At 65.2% G+C, this 16,738-nt stretch carries 22 protein-coding genes and 1 tRNA gene; 8 read left to right on the forward strand and 15 right to left on the reverse strand.

The features are described 5' to 3' along the window. Positions 1 to 3: 3 nt before the first annotated feature. A complete protein-coding gene (locus ACFXIV_RS12820) occupies positions 4 to 147 on the reverse strand; it encodes a hypothetical protein (RefSeq protein WP_356999350.1) in 144 nt (47 codons plus the stop codon). A 9-nt stretch (positions 148 to 156) separates the two neighbouring features. After that, positions 157 to 1,260 (reverse strand): serine/threonine-protein kinase, encoded by a 1,104-nt coding sequence (locus ACFXIV_RS12825; protein WP_379399681.1) that lies wholly within the window; start codon positions 1,258 to 1,260, stop codon positions 157 to 159. A gap of 188 nt (positions 1,261 to 1,448) precedes the next feature. On the opposite strand from ACFXIV_RS12825, the gene ACFXIV_RS12830 reads away from it, so the two are divergent. Continuing rightward, positions 1,449 to 1,521, forward strand: a tRNA-Ala gene (locus ACFXIV_RS12830). 87 nt (positions 1,522 to 1,608) lie between these two features. Here ACFXIV_RS12830 and ACFXIV_RS12835 read toward each other — a convergent pair. Together ACFXIV_RS12835 and ACFXIV_RS12840 are read right to left on the reverse strand one after the other, a co-directional pair. Beyond that, positions 1,609 to 2,406, reverse strand: coding sequence for a hypothetical protein (locus tag ACFXIV_RS12835; protein WP_379399680.1), 798 nt, complete (start codon positions 2,404 to 2,406; stop codon positions 1,609 to 1,611). Then, positions 2,403 to 3,074: a helix-turn-helix domain-containing protein gene (locus tag ACFXIV_RS12840; protein ID WP_379399679.1), complete on the reverse strand. Its 672-nt coding sequence runs from the start codon at positions 3,072 to 3,074 to the stop codon at positions 2,403 to 2,405. The genes ACFXIV_RS12835 and ACFXIV_RS12840 overlap by 4 nt, the downstream gene beginning before the upstream one ends. 15 nt (positions 3,075 to 3,089) lie before the next feature. Here ACFXIV_RS12840 and ACFXIV_RS12845 point away from each other — a divergent pair, with 15 nt between their 5' ends. Both ACFXIV_RS12845 and ACFXIV_RS12850 read left to right on the forward strand, forming a co-directional pair. After that, on the forward strand, positions 3,090 to 3,362 hold the full coding sequence (locus ACFXIV_RS12845) for an alpha/beta hydrolase fold domain-containing protein (protein ID WP_379399804.1): 273 nt from the start codon (positions 3,090 to 3,092) through the stop codon (positions 3,360 to 3,362). A 230-nt stretch (positions 3,363 to 3,592) separates the two neighbouring features. Next, a complete protein-coding gene (locus ACFXIV_RS12850) occupies positions 3,593 to 4,717 on the forward strand; it encodes an RNA polymerase sigma factor (protein ID WP_379399678.1) in 1,125 nt (374 codons plus the stop codon). Positions 4,718 to 4,779: 62 nt separating this feature from the next. On the opposite strand, the gene ACFXIV_RS12855 is transcribed toward ACFXIV_RS12850, so the two are convergent. After that, positions 4,780 to 5,145, reverse strand: a complete 366-nt coding sequence (locus ACFXIV_RS12855) for a hypothetical protein (RefSeq protein WP_379399677.1) — start codon at positions 5,143 to 5,145, stop codon at positions 4,780 to 4,782. A gap of 415 nt (positions 5,146 to 5,560) precedes the next feature. Between ACFXIV_RS12855 and ACFXIV_RS12860 the strand changes: the two genes are divergently transcribed. Beyond that, positions 5,561 to 5,866, forward strand: coding sequence for a hypothetical protein (locus tag ACFXIV_RS12860; RefSeq protein WP_379399676.1), 306 nt, complete (start codon positions 5,561 to 5,563; stop codon positions 5,864 to 5,866). A gap of 243 nt (positions 5,867 to 6,109) precedes the next feature. Here the strand turns inward: ACFXIV_RS12860 and ACFXIV_RS12865 are convergent, their stop codons facing one another. The 6 genes from ACFXIV_RS12865 to ACFXIV_RS12890 form a co-directional block, all read right to left on the reverse strand. Further along, the gene (locus ACFXIV_RS12865; RefSeq protein WP_379421252.1) at positions 6,110 to 6,820 is read right to left on the reverse strand and encodes a transposase family protein; all 711 of its coding nucleotides are present in this window, start codon (positions 6,818 to 6,820) and stop codon (positions 6,110 to 6,112) included. Positions 6,821 to 7,050: 230 nt separating this feature from the next. Beyond that, a complete protein-coding gene (locus ACFXIV_RS12870; RefSeq protein WP_379399674.1) occupies positions 7,051 to 7,335 on the reverse strand; it encodes a hypothetical protein in 285 nt (94 codons plus the stop codon). 89 nt (positions 7,336 to 7,424) lie between these two features. After that, positions 7,425 to 7,883 carry a hypothetical protein gene (locus ACFXIV_RS12875; RefSeq protein WP_379399673.1) on the reverse strand — a complete coding sequence of 153 codons (459 nt, stop codon included), beginning with the start codon at positions 7,881 to 7,883 and terminating at the stop codon, positions 7,425 to 7,427. A gap of 550 nt (positions 7,884 to 8,433) precedes the next feature. Beyond that, positions 8,434 to 8,793, reverse strand: coding sequence for a hypothetical protein (locus ACFXIV_RS12880; RefSeq protein ID WP_379399672.1), 360 nt, complete (start codon positions 8,791 to 8,793; stop codon positions 8,434 to 8,436). Further along, the gene (locus tag ACFXIV_RS12885; RefSeq protein ID WP_379399671.1) at positions 8,790 to 9,047 is read right to left on the reverse strand and encodes a helix-turn-helix domain-containing protein; all 258 of its coding nucleotides are present in this window, start codon (positions 9,045 to 9,047) and stop codon (positions 8,790 to 8,792) included. Before ACFXIV_RS12885 ends, ACFXIV_RS12880 begins: the two co-directional genes overlap by 4 nt. A gap of 3 nt (positions 9,048 to 9,050) precedes the next feature. After that, complete coding sequence (locus ACFXIV_RS12890; protein WP_379399670.1) at positions 9,051 to 9,227, reverse strand: hypothetical protein; 177 nt, start codon at positions 9,225 to 9,227, stop codon at positions 9,051 to 9,053. Positions 9,228 to 9,443: 216 nt separating this feature from the next. On the opposite strand from ACFXIV_RS12890, the gene ACFXIV_RS12895 reads away from it, so the two are divergent. Beyond that, the gene (locus ACFXIV_RS12895) at positions 9,444 to 10,811 is read left to right on the forward strand and encodes a hypothetical protein (RefSeq protein WP_379399669.1); all 1,368 of its coding nucleotides are present in this window, start codon (positions 9,444 to 9,446) and stop codon (positions 10,809 to 10,811) included. Here ACFXIV_RS12895 and ACFXIV_RS12900 read toward each other — a convergent pair. Together ACFXIV_RS12900 and ACFXIV_RS12905 are read right to left on the reverse strand one after the other, a co-directional pair. After that, on the reverse strand, positions 10,795 to 11,334 hold the full coding sequence (locus ACFXIV_RS12900) for an NUDIX hydrolase (protein WP_379399668.1): 540 nt from the start codon (positions 11,332 to 11,334) through the stop codon (positions 10,795 to 10,797). The two genes, ACFXIV_RS12895 and ACFXIV_RS12900, sit on opposite strands and share 17 nt — an antisense overlap. Positions 11,335 to 11,665: 331 nt before the next feature. Continuing rightward, positions 11,666 to 12,529: an Ig-like domain-containing protein gene (locus tag ACFXIV_RS12905; RefSeq protein ID WP_379399667.1), complete on the reverse strand. Its 864-nt coding sequence runs from the start codon at positions 12,527 to 12,529 to the stop codon at positions 11,666 to 11,668. Between the two features lie 440 nt (positions 12,530 to 12,969). Here ACFXIV_RS12905 and ACFXIV_RS12910 point away from each other — a divergent pair, with 440 nt between their 5' ends. Next, positions 12,970 to 14,292: a family 1 glycosylhydrolase gene (locus ACFXIV_RS12910; RefSeq protein WP_379399666.1), complete on the forward strand. Its 1,323-nt coding sequence runs from the start codon at positions 12,970 to 12,972 to the stop codon at positions 14,290 to 14,292. 204 nt (positions 14,293 to 14,496) lie between these two features. Here the strand turns inward: ACFXIV_RS12910 and ACFXIV_RS12915 are convergent, their stop codons facing one another. Together ACFXIV_RS12915 and ACFXIV_RS12920 are read right to left on the reverse strand one after the other, a co-directional pair. After that, complete coding sequence (locus ACFXIV_RS12915) at positions 14,497 to 15,213, reverse strand: class I SAM-dependent methyltransferase (RefSeq protein WP_379399665.1); 717 nt, start codon at positions 15,211 to 15,213, stop codon at positions 14,497 to 14,499. Beyond that, positions 15,210 to 15,641, reverse strand: coding sequence for a hypothetical protein (locus ACFXIV_RS12920; protein WP_379421253.1), 432 nt, complete (start codon positions 15,639 to 15,641; stop codon positions 15,210 to 15,212). The genes ACFXIV_RS12915 and ACFXIV_RS12920 overlap by 4 nt, the downstream gene beginning before the upstream one ends. A 112-nt stretch (positions 15,642 to 15,753) precedes the next feature. Between ACFXIV_RS12920 and ACFXIV_RS12925 the strand changes: the two genes are divergently transcribed. Together ACFXIV_RS12925 and ACFXIV_RS12930 are read left to right on the forward strand one after the other, a co-directional pair. Further along, complete coding sequence (locus tag ACFXIV_RS12925) at positions 15,754 to 16,197, forward strand: nitroreductase/quinone reductase family protein (RefSeq protein WP_379399663.1); 444 nt, start codon at positions 15,754 to 15,756, stop codon at positions 16,195 to 16,197. A 46-nt stretch (positions 16,198 to 16,243) separates the two neighbouring features. After that, on the forward strand, positions 16,244 to 16,735 hold the full coding sequence (locus ACFXIV_RS12930; protein ID WP_379379002.1) for a MarR family transcriptional regulator: 492 nt from the start codon (positions 16,244 to 16,246) through the stop codon (positions 16,733 to 16,735). The last annotated feature ends 3 nt before the right edge of the window (positions 16,736 to 16,738 follow it).

The following is a 16,738-nucleotide window of genomic DNA, read 5'->3' on the forward strand; positions in this document are numbered from 1 at the left end:
CCCTCAGAGCACGGTGTAGGTCAGCCACAGCAGCGTGGCCAGGAAGAAGGCCCCACCGACCGCGGACGCCACCCGCAGCCAGTGCCAGGAGCGGGATCCGGCGTACACGTACTGCTGCCAGGCCAGGCCGGCCCGTCGGTTGTTCATCGCAGTTCCTCACAGGTGGTGGGCGATCGACACGATCACCCAGGCGAGCAGCACGAAAACCAGCCAGCCCAGCACGATTCCGGCACCGGCCGCGCCGAGCAGCACGCCGCCGATGTAGCGGGGATCGTCGCGGGTCAGTCCCTCCAGCACGCGCTGGCGGTATTCCAGGGCCGGGCGGACGAAGATGCCCCACAGCCCGGTCTCGGGCAGGTCGACGCCGTGCCGTTCCTCCGGCGGCCGCACCGGCGGGCCCGGGGTCAGGACGCTGGTCTGCGCCCGCACCGGCACGGTGACCGGTTCCGGCCTGGCGCCCTTGACGGTTCGGGTCAGGCTGCGGGTCTCGGAGTGGACCGCATCGCGGAAGTAGTGCTGGAACTCGGCCGCGGATTGGAAACGCAGCGACGGATCCGGCGAAAGCGCCTGATCCAGCACCGATTTCAGCCGGCCGGGCAGCGGCGCCGGCGCGAACACCGCCTCCAGCACCTCGTTGCACACCACCGCGAACGAGTACACGTCACTGAGATGGGTGAACCTGCCGTGTTCGAGATACTCGGGCGCGGAATAGTTCTGTGTGCCCACCACCTGGTTGGTGCGGGTGAGCCGCAGCATGTTCTCCCGCATCTCGATGGCGATGCCGAAATCGGCCAGCTTCGCCGTGCCGTCGCGGCAGATCATGATGTTCTCGGGCTTGATGTCGCGGTGCACCACTTGCTTGGAGTGCGCGTACACCAGCCCGCTGAGCGCGTCGGTGAGAATCCGGGCCAGCGCCGGCAGCGACCAGTTCTCCTGGGTCCGCATGAACTGCCGCAGATTCTCGCCGTGAATGAACTCCATCACCAGAAACGGTGAGCGGCACCCGTTCTCGGCGAACACCCCCGAGTCGTGCAGCATCACCACATTGGTGCAGTTCATCTGCGCCGCGATCCGCGCCTCCCGCTCGAACCGCTGCCAGGCCACCTGCTCGTCCTGCGCCCGCACCGCGACACTGCCCGCGTCGAGCACCTTGACCGCAACCTGCCTGCGCAACTGCCGATCCCAGGCATCCCAGACCTCGGCCATCCCGCCCTTGCCGACCAGCTCCCGCAGCTCGTACCGGCCATTGATCAGCCTCACCGGCGTCCGACCTTCCCCGCGGAGCGGCCGCCTTCCCCGCGAACCACCCCGGACGACAACGAATCACCGCCCACTGTACGCGCGCCCACCCACCCCCCGCCCACCCATATTTCCAGCCGATTTGCACTCGAGGGGGTCCCCTGGTGTACCTTCTCCCAGTCGCCCGGGAAACCGCGCGGCAACCATCCGGGGCTATGGCGCAGCTGGTAGCGCACCACACTGGCAGTGTGGGGGTCAGGGGTTCGAGTCCCCTTAGCTCCACTTGAAGGTCAGGCCCGGCAATCGCCGGGCCCGACCTTTTTCTCTATTTCGGGGGATTTGTTGTCGGATAAGTCGTTGGCTCCGGTGTCACGGGTCCGGGTTGGAGAGGATGGCCAGGGCGGTCTCGCCCTGCGCACGATGTTGGCGTGGTAGCGCCCGCCAGGCGGAATGGTCGGGTACGAGTTGGGTTGCGAGCATGGAGATTCGGCGTCGATCGGAGCCGGCGAAGTCGTCACGTTCCGCGAACGGATCCTCGATGCAGGCCAGCAGCGCCGCGGCGTCGTAGAGGTGGCGATCCCGATCGCGGGAATCCGTCGTGTAGGCCGCAGCTTTGAGGATCAGGGCCCCGAATGGGCGCGGTACGGAAATGTTTGCGACTATCCCCGCCGCTATCTCGATGCGTGCGTTGATGGTTCGGCGCAGCGCTTGGGTGCCGCCTTCGACGCGGACCATTTCGCGACCACGGAGTCGTTCGACGACCTTGGGTGCCGGATGGTCGGCGATGAGGACGTCGACGTGCTCTTCTGACGAGACCCCTGCGACGAGATCGACGGTTGTCGTTCCGCGGACGAACCGGTGCGCGGTGTTGTTGCGTGGGTCGATGGACGGCAGCAGACGGTATCCGAGATTTTCGAGGGCGGTCGCCGAGGCTGCCGGGATGCCTCGCTGAGTTTCGATGTGTAACACGATGTCGACGTCGTTGGTCGGGCGAACGATGCCGAGTCCGTAGTGGATCGCGTGCAGTTGGGTCATGAGTCCCCCGACCAGAGTCCATTTGTCGCGTGGGAGCGCGTCGGCCAGTTCGGCGACATTGGGCCAGGGTGGAGGCCAGCCACCGGGCGGGGACGCGACCTCGAGTGTCGGTCGTGGTCGTTGGTCGCTCATCGATAGGCCTCCAGCATCTCGGTCAGAGCGCGTTGTCCTACTCCCCGGATGCGCGGATCGAGCGCGGTTGCGGCGTCGAGTGCCGCAACGACGGCGCTTGTGGAGACGAGCTTGCCGACCTGTTCGAAGTCGAAGTCGGTGACGCGCAGGGTGACGTTGCCGGACGGTGCTGCCCGGAGTCCAAGGGTTCGGATGATGTTGTCGAGTTGGTGCGTGGCGATGTAGCCATCGAGATGGTCTTCGTTGATGTCGACGATGCCGAGAGCACCCATGTCAGGGCATACGACGGCCGTGCGAAGTCGAGGTAGCGCGGCGCGGTGAGCCGTAAATACGCGCACATGCGCGCGGTCGCGCACCCGTACTGACAGTTCGCTTGGGTCTGTCAGCTTCCGAAGCGTGCTTCGGATCCGCGAGGTCTGCGTAGGCCCGAGCCAGTCGGCTCGTCCACCCGAGAGAACGGTGATCGCCCCCCATGCAGTGTGCTCCGCCCAAGCCCGGGTGCGACCTTGGCGCTGCGACATCAGATAACGATCCACCGAGTCGCGATCAAGCAGTCCGCGGGTGACTCGCGTCAGGCGTCCGGAATTCGTGAGGCGACGAGCATGTCGAACGGAAACACCAAGCGCTGCGGCTGCTGCTTCGAGGCTGACGAAGTCGCCCTCGTTCATGACAGATAATGTCCCATTCCGGACCTATTCTGTAAAGAGCCGACAGTTCCAAACGATCGAGTTAGATCCTGCGATGCGGGACTTCCACAGCCAAAGGCACTCATTCTCTTTTCACCAGCGCTCGACCTCACCGGCGAGGACCCCGATCAGAAAGCCCTGGCACGTCGCGATCCCATGCTTTCCCTGGGCTTGTTCAAAGAAGTCGAGTCCCGGTGGCTCAAAGGCCTCCCGCTGCACGACCCGCGAGTCAGTGCGCTGTTCGCATCACACGCCGACTTGCCTCCCTGATCGGGTGATCCAGACACGCCGCCTACGAAGGACTCGGCGACGGAATGGAAATCCAGCGGCATGCAGCCGCATCGGTGCCGGCGACTGCCGGCCCGAGCTACGCTGCAGCCACGGTGTACCGGCTGGTGGCCGGTACACTGGCCAGTGGCTTCGGTGATTGCCGAGGGCGTCCAAGGCCTCTCTGCGGATCTCACATCGCGGTGCCGCCCTAATCCCGCGAAAGGGCGAATGTGGCAACCTCCGCCAACGAAACGACCGACCAGCCTCCATCGGATGTCGACTCGGTAAGCGTCGAAACCGATGCGCCGGAAGAGGATTCAACCTTCGAGGTCGCAGTCGACCCAGCGGAGCGAGGTGATGCCGGGGATGATTCCGACTGGGAGGACAGCGAGTCCCCGGCGCTGCGACGGGCGCGCAAGGAAGCCGCGCTCACGGCCGGTGGGGATTCGACGCGCGCGTATCTGAAGCAGATCGGCCGTGTTCCCCTGCTGTCTGCGGAAGAAGAGGTGGATCTGGCGATCCGGATCGAGGTTGGACTGTATGCGGCGGAGAAGCTGCACGAGGAGCTCGAATCGGCGGCCGGTATCACCGCCGCGCGTCGCCGCGACCTGACCTGGGTCGTGCAGGACGGCGTCAAGGCCAAGAACCACTTGCTGGAGGCGAATCTGCGCCTGGTGGTATCGATCGCCAAGCGGTACACCGGACGCGGTATGGCCTTTCTCGACCTGATCCAGGAGGGCAATTTGGGCCTTGTTCGTGCGGTCGAAAAGTTCGATTACCGCAAGGGGTTCAAATTCTCGACCTATGCCACCTGGTGGATCCGGCAGGCGATCAGTCGCGCCATGGCCGACCAGTCCCGAACCATTCGCATCCCGGTGCACGTGGTGGAGATCATCAATAAGCTCGGACGCGCCCAGCGTGCGCTGTTGCAGCAATTGGGCCGCGAGGCCACGCCCGAAGAGCTCGCGGAGGAACTGGACATCACACCCGCGAAGGTCCTGGAGATCCGGCAGTACGCGCGTGAACCGATCTCACTGGATCAGACGATCGGCGACGAGGGTAGCAGCCAACTCGGCGACTTCATCGAGGACACCGAGGCTGTCGTCGCGATCGACGCCGTGTCGTTCACCCTGCTGCAGCGCCAATTGCAGTCGGTGCTCGACACGCTCAACCCGCGGGAAGCAGGCGTGATGCGCCTGCGCTACGGCTTGGATGATGGGCTGCCCCGGACCCTCGACGACATCGGGAAGGTCTACGGCGTCACGCGTGAACGAATTCGCCAGATCGAATCGAAGACCATGTCGAAGCTGCGCCATCCGTCACGCTCACAGGCCCTGCAGGACTACCTCGACTGACCGATCCGCCCACAGGCGCCGCGCTCGTCATAGCCGTCGCCTGGGACGAATGCCGAGTCTTGTCAGTGGGGTGTGGACCGAATGGTGAGGGGGCCGCCGCGTTCGGGGGAGGACATGAGCCAGTTGCTGGCGATGGCGAGCATGGCGGTGTTCGCGCTACGTAAATCGGTTTCCAGCCTGGCGACCAGATCGCGCAGATCGATACGGGCGGAACCTACTTGCAACAGCGTGGATTTGGTGTCCTCGATAACGCCGCGTAGCCGGTCGAGTCGCTGCAGCACATCCAACAGGTTCCGCACGACATCATCACCGAGGGTCAGAAACGCTGCCACCCCCGCATCGTCATCGGTGAGATCGCCGGCCCTCTCGTTCAGCGCCGCGTTCAGACATGCCCGGCGTGAGCCGGTAGCGTCGTCCTGCGCGCTCATCTCGCGCACCCCGGCCGCGGCCAGGTGGATAAGGAACGAAAACCGTTGTAGAGCAGCGTCATTGCGACGCTCCCGTCTGACCATGGACTGGCCGGCTGAAGGGTGATGGCACCGTCTGGACGGCGGTACGCGAGCGATCACCGCTATATCCACGCTATACCCTCTCCGCGCCCATCCAGCCCCCGCCTGTAAACCGGGCCCGAACGACGCTTGTCGCGCCGCGGAGCCGAGAGGCGTAGGCACATCGGCGGTCGCGGCGAATCGAACGGCTCATAGCGACGAATTGCGTCTATCGTTGATGCAGAGGGGTTTCACCGCTGCCGAACCTGTCCAGGCCCTTTCGGACCATCTTCCTCAGTGGTCGTCACGAAAGGCACGATCGGCGATGGGCGGCAGCTGGCATAGCACCGACGCCGTGATGGTGACCGTCGCAGAAGCGGCCATAGCCATCACGGGACTGGACTGGGTTCATGCTGTAGCGAGCCTGCCCAGCATCGACTCACCCGACATGCAAGCGTGGATCAACCGCCAGCACAACACGACCGACCAACCCGACCACACCGTCGTCACCCCCAACGACGTATACCCCGACAGGCTACGTCCACTGCCACACCGGCAGATCTGCGTCCCCCCAATCGAATACGCCACATTCACCGCTCTACTCACCGAGCGTGAACGCCACACAACCACCACTCGTACTGCGCGGGACATGCTCGGTTGATCACCCACCACATCGTTCAGGCCGTAACCGCCACTGCCCGAAGCCCGAACAGTGCACCCCAAGGTTTGCCAACGCAGCCTGCCGGGAGAAGATCTCGATACCTCTGCGCGAAGTCCGCTGGAGCGCAGGCGAAGTCGCCGAGAGTCGACGAGATCGGCGATCGATGCCTGCGAACCGGTGCTGCCCTGGTGTAGGTGACGGAATTCAAGTCCACAGATGCCGCGGACTCGTATGAGCTGTGCTTCATCGACGCGAGTGCCGCCGACCGGCTCGCCGACATCTCAACTGCCATTGGCCGCGGCTTGTCGGCGTGCCGCACACGCTAGAGCACGGTTGAACATGCTCATTTGCCGCCCTACGGAGGCCAAGAGCTCGATGGTCAATATGACCGTCGCTCCTGGGCCGGTTCGGTCCTGGCAGGTCGCCCAGCCGGCGCGAGCACGGACGGCGACACCGGGTCCGGCGGTGCAGCGCGAAGTCGGCGACACCCAGCACCCGCGGTGTCGGGTGAGTGGGATCGGGCAGCGCCCGGATCTGCCGCAGCAAGGTCATCCGGCTCACCCGCGCTGCCAGATGTCCGGTCAACCGGGCGCTGGCGCGGCCACCCAACGCCAGCGCGACCGCGCACAACACCCGCTGCAACAGGAGTGTCCGCCGACCGTAGCGGGCGGCCAGTTGCGGCACCTGCTCAGCGAAAGTCGGACTCCCGCAATCGAAGTTGTCGCAGAACAACCTGCAGACCCGCAACGCGATCACCACTTCCCGGCCGGTGATCGAGGTATCGGACATCCGCCGCCGATGGCGGCTGTGGACCCGTCGAGACGGTACCGAGCAACTCGGGCAATCAACTGGTTCGCCACCCGTGGCGACCTCGATGCACACCGGGGAGCCGACACCATGAACCGCACCGACCTCCAGCCCGTCCAGGTGTGGGAACAGAACCCCTCGACACACCAGGATCAGAACACCAGTTTGCAGTCAATCATAAAGCGCCCCAACACATCCTGAACCGGGTCAATCACCAAGTGTGTGCCAGATCCAGTTTTCGAAGAGCGCTGACAGCTCGACCGAATGAGCAGGACCTCCGAGCCCCGGAAGTAGGGGTTCGAGTCCTCTTGGCTCCACTCGAATTCGATACGACCGGACCTATGTTCCGTTTGCCACTTCCCGATCTTGGGTGTGTGTCAACGAATTCGGCGACCGCCGCCTTTTCCCTTGTCAGTGATGCCCGGGTGTCCCATGTAGGCCTTCGTAACCCAGAGGGTTCGGGTGGCGTCGTCGATCGCGTACCAGATACGTCCACCCGCGGTGACTTCGTACTGCCACTGCTCGAATTCCTCGTCGCCGAGCTTGACCGATTTCAGATCGGCTTTCAGGCGGTGCTGCCGCTGGGGCCTCGCGACGCTGCGGGGGTCGGCGGTGATGTCGACCCAGGCCCGGTCGAGCGCATCGATTGCGTTCCGCTGCATCTCCGTCCAGCCGCGCGCCGCCTGGGTACTGTGCAGCAGGATTCGTCACGGCTTGGGGCGCGGGGCTTCGTCGCCGCGCTTCAGTTTGCTCATCCGGTATTTCCAGGTCGCTGTACCTCACTGAAGTCGGCACGCTGGAACGGTCCGGTGAGCTGCGCGACCAGCGATGGATCGGTGTGGATCTCGGCAGTGTGCTTCCACGCGATCAGGTTCCGCATGAACGGCAGGTAGTAGCCGGTGTCCACACCGGCGAGCAGATCGTCGAGCAATTCCGTCACAGCTTCGCTGCGGTGCTCCGGCGGCAGCCAAACCAGCCAGGGCAGTTCGACAGCCAGCACCTCTTCCGCCATTACCCGGTTCGCCTTCGCTACCAAAGCGAGCGACCTGGCCGCGATGCGCAGCGCGCCATCCATCGCCCGATACCGTTCGTCGCGCATCAGCACGACGTTCTCCGCGTCCCGCCGCTCGAGCAGTACGTCGGCATCCTCCAGGAGTGGGAACACCGATGTCTGTTTCCTGATCAGCTCGCTGAAGGGTAGTGACCTCATGCATCCATGATAGCTGACACTGCTGAATTAGTTCAGCTCTTCGAGTGAAGGCTCGTCACCGCCTTGCGGGCACCCACCGCGCGAATCGCGACGTCCGGCCTGTCCACAAGCACGGCGCGGTTCGTATGCCGGTACGTCAGGTCCACCAATCGTGTCATTGCACGAACCGTTCCCGTTGGGGCCGGTACCGCGGACGCGGTATCGGCCCCAACGTCGTTTCCGGGTTGGGGGATGCGGAAGGTGGGGACCCCGATTTCGACACTCCCGCGCGGAAAGGTTCCATAACGATCGACGCGAAGGGTGAGCGTCGAGATCGGGGGCGATTCAAGTCGCCTGTAGGAACTGCTGACGGAAAATGGTGCCACAGCGTGCGGGCGCCCCACGGCGCGATTGCTTTACCCCTGGGGCGCTGGATGTCCTCGTGGTAGCGAGTGACCGGACTATCGCCGGTTGACCAAGCCGCTTTGATCTTGCCCGTCGTCATCGGCGTTCACAGGTACGTTCCACAGGTCGTGGCTGTTGCCATTCGGTCCTGGTTCCAAGGACTTCATCAGTTCACCCCCTTTCCAATCACCATGGCTTTCGGATCGTCGGTGGGGCCGTCGTCTGTGGGGATGGTGTACCTGGTGCCGGTGTCAGCGCAGATCACATCGGCGATCTTGACCAGGGCCGGTATGTCGTCGGGCTCGAAATGGTCGGCGCTCGGGGCGATCACCGTGTTCACGCGTTCGGTGTAGGCAAGATTCATCAGGCGATTGATCACAGCGCCCGGGCGCTTCGGGTCGCCAAAGTAGACGAGGACCACCGACCATCCGCGTTGCTTGGCGAGCGCGTGGATGCGTGCGTGGTCTTGTTGCCACCGCTCACCGGAGATGTCGGGGCGGAGGAATCCGATCACGTAGTTGGTCATGGTCGTGTCCCGGCGTATTCGCGGTACACAGGGCGGGTGATCGCGAGTCGGCCCCGATCGGTGCAGCGCCAGCGCGCAGGCCCTTGCAGGGTGCCCATCGCCAGCCCGGTGCGTGACAGTCGCAGCAACGCCCGGTGGATCGAGGTCTCGGGCAGCCCGGTCGCTCGGCAGAGCTGTCGCACGGTCAGCGCTTGGACAGGGTCCAGGACCGACAGTGCGCCAAGCACTTTCGCCTCCGGTTCGGTGAACGCCATCGCTCACCGTCCTCGACTGATCGGAATGTAGGTGCGTGGCGGCTCGGCCGCCAGCCGCGCCTGGATGTCGGCGACGGTCAGCCGGGTCGCGGGACGGTCACTGTCCTGGAGGATTCGGCCGGTCACGGCGGCGGCGAAGACGACTAGCGAGACGAGCGTGATGGCAAGAAGGATGTCCATGTCCGGCAGCTCCCGGTACTCGGCGGTCGTTGCAGCGCACCCAGATACCGCGAGCTCGTGGGGCGCAGAGCCCGCCCGGCATTGGGGCTGACTGCCAGTCCACTGCACGCCGGGCGATCGGCGGTAGACGCGCGGGAGGGGCGGGTGTGTGCACAGGGGGTGTGCGCGATCGCCGATTGATAGCGGTTCGGTGTCACCGGTGCCACACTGCGGTTTATGGGACGCCGTGCGAAACAACCGAATCGGCAGTTCGAGGAGCTGGTCGAAGAGGCCGGCGGGGTGCGCAAGGCACTCGCTCGCCGTATCGTCGACCGGGGTCGCGGTCTCGGGCTGAAGCTCAGCTACGACCACACTTCGATCGGGCGCTGGCTCTCGGGGGAGCAGCCACAGCCGCCGGTGCCGCAGCTGATCGCGGACACGCTGACCGAATTACTCGGGCGCACAATCACACCGGCCATGTGCGGGATGCCCAACCCCCGGGATGCGGCCGCAGATCTTGGCCTGGAGTTCTCACTGAGCCTCTCCGGCGCGGTCGAGGCATCGACCACGCTGTGGCGCAGCGACATCGAGCACCGACGATTTTTGCAGGACACCTCCTACGCGGTCGCGGTGTACCCGGCGGCGTCGATGCGGTGGCTGACGCTGCCCGGCCCCGAGCATCCGGTGTCGATCGGCTCGTCGCGACGGGTGGGGCAGATCGACGTCGATGCCGTTCAATCCATGGCGGCCGCGTTCCGGGATCTCGACAACAAGGTTGGTGGCGGCAAGGTCCGCTCGACGATCGTGCAGTACCTGCACAGCTCGGTCGCGCCGCTGCTGCGCGGCAGCTTCAACGAGCACATCGGCCGCCAATTGTTCGGCTCCACAGCCGAACTCGTACGCCTGGCTGGCTGGGCCGCCTACGACCAGGAAGATCACGGCCTCGCGCAGCGCTACCTGATCCAGGCACTTCGACTCGCCCGCGCCGCCAGCGACGGCGCACTCAGCGCAGAAATCATGGCCGCCATGAGCCACCAGGCCACCTACGTCGGTCGGCCCGGGGATGCCATCGACCTGGCCCGCGCCGCGCAGATCGCTGCCCGCACGGCAGGGCTCGCTGCCCTCGAGTCCGAATGCCACATGGTCGAAGCCCATGGACATGCCGCCCGTCAAGATGAAACGTCCTGCACCACAGCGCTCAACGCCGCGGAACGCGCATTCGACCGCGCCAGGCCCGGTGAACAACCGGTGTGGCTGGCATACTTCGACCAGTCCTACATGTCCGCGAAAACCGCCCATTGCTTCCGTGAGCTCGGAGACCACACGCGCACTGCGCAATTCGCGCAGCGCTCGTTGACGATGTCGGCGGGCTACCAACGCGGACGCGCATTCAACCTGAGCCTGCTCGCCTCCGCTCTGACAGTCACCGACCCGCGCGAGGCCGTGAGGGTCGGGCTCGGCGCGCTCGATATCGCCGTCGATCTCGCATCCCGCCGCAGTCTGTCCTATCTGCGGGACCTGCGTTATCGGTTGCGGCCGTTCAGCGACTTGACCGAGGTCGCCGAGTTCCGTCAGCAGATCCTCGAGCTCACTCGGCGAGGCTGAGCGCCCGATAGATCGCGACCACCGTTGCCGCGCCGACGATCTCGCCCCGGTCGATCATGGCCGCCGCCTCGGCCAGCGGGATCCAGCGCACGTCCTCGGCCTCATTGATGTCGGGTGCGGTGTCGGTCAGATCCGCCCCCCGGGCGAGGTAGATCTCCTGGGGCTGATCGAGGGTGCCGATCGAGGGCTGATAGGTCACCAGGTGCTCCATTGTCCGTGGCCGCCACCCGGTTTCCTCTTCCACTTCCCGAGCCGCCGCCACCGCGACATCCTCGGCGTGATCGACATAGCCGCCCGGCAGTTCCCACACCCATTGATCGATTATGAACCGGTGCCGGTACATCAACAGCGCCTCACGGTTCTCGTTGAGCACCAACGTCATCGCGCACCGCGGCATCCGCGCTACGTACTGAGTGAACCGGACACCGTCCGGGAGTTCGACGTCGACCGTCGAGAGCCGGATGTGCCGATTCTCGTCGACCAGGCGCTCCCCGAGGATGTTCCACTGCGTCGCACGCTTCACGATCCAGACCCTACGCGGTCAGCATCCTCTCGGAGGTCAGCTCCTCGTCTCTGCCACGCAGCACTGCTTCGGACGACCACTCACGACCGCAAGGCCCGTTGATCTTCGGACCTGCCGCGCCCGTGTGCGGTGTGGCTCGACGCTCGGCCCGGGATTCGGCAGGAGCTGTCGAAGGAGAGCGGATCGTGGAGGGGCGCGCAGCCCTGCCGTCTGCGGCGTGGTCATCGGTATCGGCGGGTGCTCGCGGGCCGCTAGAGGTTTCGTGTACGTGACCTCTTGCGGTCTGGGTACCCCCCGACTGCATGAGGTCACGTACGTCCGGGTGCCGCGATCAGCCGAAGGAGCCGGTGCTGGGCTTGGGGGTCGGAGTGGGGGTGGGGGTCGGGGTGTCGGCCACGGTTACTGCCTGGGTGGTGGTGGAACCGGCTACGCCGGTGCGGCCGGAGAAGGTGGCTGCGATGTTGTAGGTGCCCGCGGCACCCGGGGTCCAGACGATCGAGGCGGTGCCGTTCGCGGCGACGGGGATGTCACCGAGAACCTGGTCGCCCGCCTTGAACTGGATGGTGCCGCCCGCTGCCGCCGGGGAGACGGTCGCCTGCAGGGTGACGGCATTGTTGACCTGGGCGCCGCTCACCGGGGTGAGCGTGGTGGTCGATACGGCGTCGCTGGACACGGTGACGGCCGGGCCCTTGTCGGTGTAGTTGCCGGCGCCGAGGGAGCCGGTGTAACTCATTGAGGTCGGCAGCGGGGTGTCGCGGGCGCAGTTGACGCCCACGGTGTACTGCACCTCGAAGGTCTGGGACTTCGGTGAGATGTTCGGGTACACGGGGTATTTGACGATGCTGAAGGAGGCGCTGACCGAGTCCGGGGCCGAGGTGTCGAGCGTGACCTGGTCGCCGCCCATCTTGCCCGAGCCCGCGACCGGAGTCAGGCAGGCGGGGTGCGCGTCCTTGACCGAGTAGATGTACTCGACCGGGATGCCGGTCCGCTCGAACATCGTCGTGACGGTGATGGTTTCGCCGGCGATCGGGTTGGTGTCCGAGACCGTCCGGGTGAACTTGCTGTTCCCGTCGGTCCAGGTGACCGTTCCCGATGCGGCCGAGGCCGTGCCGGGGATCGCGGCGACCGCGAAACCGGCCGCCACCGCGAACGCGGCCATCGAACCGGCCGCCCGCCGCATACTGCTGTCCATCATTGTTTCTCCCACAGACATCGGGTGTCCCTCGACACGGTCGTCGAGGGGTTGCCGCACCCGAGTTGGGCAGCATTAGATCACGGTGAAATGGTCAGTGGACCAGTTTCTGAAATGATCGTAATTCAGTTTCGGTGAGTGCCGCGGCGGACCAGGTCGTCATGGACCGGTGGGCCCGGCCGCACGGTCAGCCCGCGTCTGCTGGCGAGCGCACTGTAGGCGTTGGGACACAGGATCTCGACTGATCCACTCCCAGTCGTATGGAAACTCCGGTGGACGCGACTCCTTGCCTGGAGTGCGGGGCCACGGCAAGGGCGCGGAGCGCGTGGGCGATGTTGTGCCAAACCACTATCGACCTGGCATATTCCCGAGACGAATCGCAGCTATCCAGGAGTAAGTAACCGCGCTCACTCATTTCGAGTACTGGTCCTGGGGAAGTGCTGATGCGCACTCGATTTCGCTGTCTCGTCGCGGCCGGGCTGGTCATGGCCGCCACCCTGCTCCTGGTGCCCGGGGCCGCCCGCACCGCACCGGAAAGACACATCGGCGTGCTCGGCGACGATTTTCTCTGGGGTGTGGCGGCCTCCGGATTCCAATCCGAAGGCCAGTCACCCGACAGCAATTGGACCCGTTACATCGAAGACAATCCGGGCTGGGACAGCCTCGGCGATTCCGTCGATTTCCATTCCCGGTTCCGGTCGGATATCGCCTTGGCCGAGAACCTCGGCGTCAAGGTGTTTCGGATCGGCGTGGAATGGGCACGGCTGGAACCCCAACCGGGAGTATGGGATCCGGCCGCCTTCGCCTTCTACGACGACGTGATCGACGCCATCGTGGCAGCCGGTATGCGCCCCATGCTGACGCTGGACCACTGGGTGTATCCGGGCTGGGAGGCAGACCGGGGCGGCTGGCGCAATCCCGGCATGGTGCCGGACTGGCTCACCAATATGCGGAAGGTGGTCGACCGCTACTCGGCTCGCAACCCGATCTGGGTGACGATAAACGAGCCGGTCGCCTACATCGTGCACGAGGTACGTCAGAACCGGACCGACGCCGATCAGATGCTGAACGAGGTGGCGCAGGCGCACAACAGCATCTACGACTACATCCATCAGGTGCAGCCGAACGCATTGGTGACCAGCAATGTCGGCTACGTTGCCGGGGCGGAGTCGCAGGTCAACGGACCTCTGCTGGAACGCATCGGCGACAGACTCGATTTCATCGGCATCGACTACTACTTCGGCTACCAACCACCGGACCTCGCCGCCGCGAACACGCCCGGCGGCTCGGCACCCGCCCCGGCGGGAATGTGGGATCTTCCGGTCCGGCCCGAGGGCATCTACTTTGCGCTGCAACACTATTCGCAACGGTTTCCCGGCAAGCCATTATGGATCGTGGAGAACGGCATGCCCACCGAGAACGGGCAACCCCGCGCAGACGGTTACACCCGCTCCGAGCATCTACGAGACACCGTCTACTGGCTGCAGCGCGCGAAGAGCGACGGCATGAACCTCATCGGCTTCAACTACTGGAGCCTGACCGATAACTACGAATGGGGCTCCTACACACCACGATTCGGCCTCTACACGGTGAACGTACGCACCGACCCGGCCCTGAACCGCGTACCCACCGACGCGGTCGACACGTACCACGACATCATCGCCCACAACGGCGTGGCGGCCGAGTACTTACCGGTCCGCGCCCCCGCCGACTGCGAGCTGGTCGATCCCCCAGCCAGCTGCAACACCCCGGTCACAGCACCCTGAGCACTACATGCATGACGTTCGAGATTCTGGCCGGCCAATCGGTTACCAGGGAAGCGGCTCGAAAGCTGATCCGCGATGCTCCAAGGGGCATTGGACAAACCGATCCCGGTGAGGCCGGAACCGCTTGTGCGGCACCGACCTCGTTGTCTTTTCCGGCCCAGCGGATGCCGAGTGTCTCGATCAGCGCTCGAGCCGGCGCAGGATTCAGGTGCGCTGCGCCTCGAGCACCAGGATTGGTAGCAGCAGGGCGCCATTCTCGTCGCGGTCGGGACGGAAGTTGTTCTGGGCAAACAGGTTCGACTGTTGCTCGGTGGGCACTGTCGCCTCCAGGCGATCGGCTCGCAGAGTGGTGATCGCCCACTTCGGCGGAGCGAACAGGGTGTGCAACTCCGGCTCGGGGATCGGGTACGGGGCGTACAGCTCGGTGTGTTCGGCGGGGGTGAAGCAGAACTGGATCAATCGGCCGCCTGGTTTGATTGCCCGAGCCAGCGCGCTCACGTGGGTTCGGCGCTGCGCCGGATCCAGGCAGTGCAGCAGCGCGCTGCTCACTACGGTGTCGAAACAGTTGTCGTAACCATCCAGGGTCGTCGCGTCGGCGACCTCGAATGTCACCGATACACCGCGCTCCGTGGCACGTTGGCGGGCCTGTTCGACGGCGGTGGGTGCGACGTCGAGGCCGGTTACCCGGTAGCCGAGGCAGGCGAGGTGGACGGCGGTGTCGCCGGGCCCGCAGCCGACGTCGAGGACTTCGCCCCGGATACGGCCGGCCCTCTCGAATGCCACGAGTAGCGGCTGCGGCCTTCCGATATCCCATGGCGGTCGCTGGACGATGACGCCCGGGAAGAGTTCCTCACCGCGGTACAACCGCTCGTAATCGACTGTCGCCGGGTCGATCCGCGGTGCTGCGTTGTCGTTGCTCATCTGATTCGGTCGCTTTCGGAAGTGGCGGTGAGGAACTCGCCCGGCGCTCGGCCGTGAGCGAGCAGCTGCCTGCGGAGAAACAGCAATTGGGTGTCGACGGCCTGCTCATGCGTGTCGAGGAACGGCGCGTAGTGTCCGCCAGGCACGTGGGCGATGTCCGCGTGCGGTGCCGACCTCGCCACCTCGACCGCGAGTTCGGCCGGCGGCTGCCCGCCGCTTTCTCCGAGCCGCCGGAAGTCGAAAGCGAGCACCGTGAACCCGTCGTTGTGGAATCGGCGCGCGAAGGGGTCGGTACCTGGTTCCTTCGTGACAGCTCCGCCTGCCGCCATGACCACGCAGGCGCCGTTGGTGCCGGGGTAGTGCCACGCGGCGCGCTCGACGTCGCCGCTGGCGAACCGCACCCGCACTCGTTCTGTCCTTATTTGCACCGCGACCTCCTACTTGCCATCTAATATGACTTCGATACTATATTAATTCCATAGCTTATGGTTTGCGTATTTTCGGAGGGGATCGGCCCCGGTCCCGATGGGAGAGCACCTCATGAACGCCGACACCAACCGTCGCCTGACCAACGCCGTCAACACCCTCATCGTCGGATTGCAAAGGCGCGGAATCGCTTTCGGTCCAATGCAGTTGCTCACGGTCCGGGGGCGACGCAGTGGGCAACTGCGGACCTTCCCGATCGCGGTGATCGCGCTCGACGGCGGACAGTACATCTTCCAGGCCTTCCCGAAGGCCGCATGGGTGGTGAACGCACGGGCCGCGGAGACCGTCGAGCTGGCTCGCGGCCGACGGTCCTCGACCGTCCGCCTGGTCGAGGTGCCGGTGGACGAACGACCGCCACTGCTGCGTCAGTTGGTGACCACCAGCCCGGCCAGCGTCGGCAATCGCTTCGTGACTACGGGTCTCGCCGAGACGTCCACTCCGGATGGAGTCGCGGCGGCGGCGCATCGGATCGCGGTGTTCCGCGTCGAGCCGATCTGATCGAATATCATACGGAATCCGTACAAACCGATCGGAAGTGGCGCGTATGAGTTCGACAGCGGATCAGGCAGGGGCTCGGCGCCGCAGGCAGCTCACGGTTGCCGTCAAGGATGCGCTGCGCGACTTGAACATTCAGCTGTCGCTGCTCAACCGCCGGTTCGGCGGCCGAATCGAACTCAGAGACGTCGACTGGACCTGCCTCGACCTCATCAATCGACACGGTCCGTTGACCCCGACCGAGTTGGCGCGCCGGGCCGGCCTGCATCCCGCGACGCTCACCGGAATTCTCGATCGGTTGCAGAAGGGCGGCTGGATCGTGCGCGAGCGCGACCCCGAATCGACGGACCGCCGTGCAGTCGCGCTGCGGGGCGTCCGCGAACGCAACGCCGAGTTGTTCCGGGTGTTCGCCGGAATGAACAACAGGATGGACGAACTGTGCGACCACTACTCCGAGGCCGAACTCGAGGTGATCGCCGACTTCCTCCGCAGAACCGGCTCCGCCGGGCACGAATCAGCCGAGGAATTGGCTGATAGCTGAGAG

The organism is Nocardia sp. NPDC059236, assembly GCF_042754085.1.
In the GTDB taxonomy this organism is placed as follows: Bacteria; Actinomycetota; Actinomycetes; order Mycobacteriales; family Mycobacteriaceae; genus Nocardia.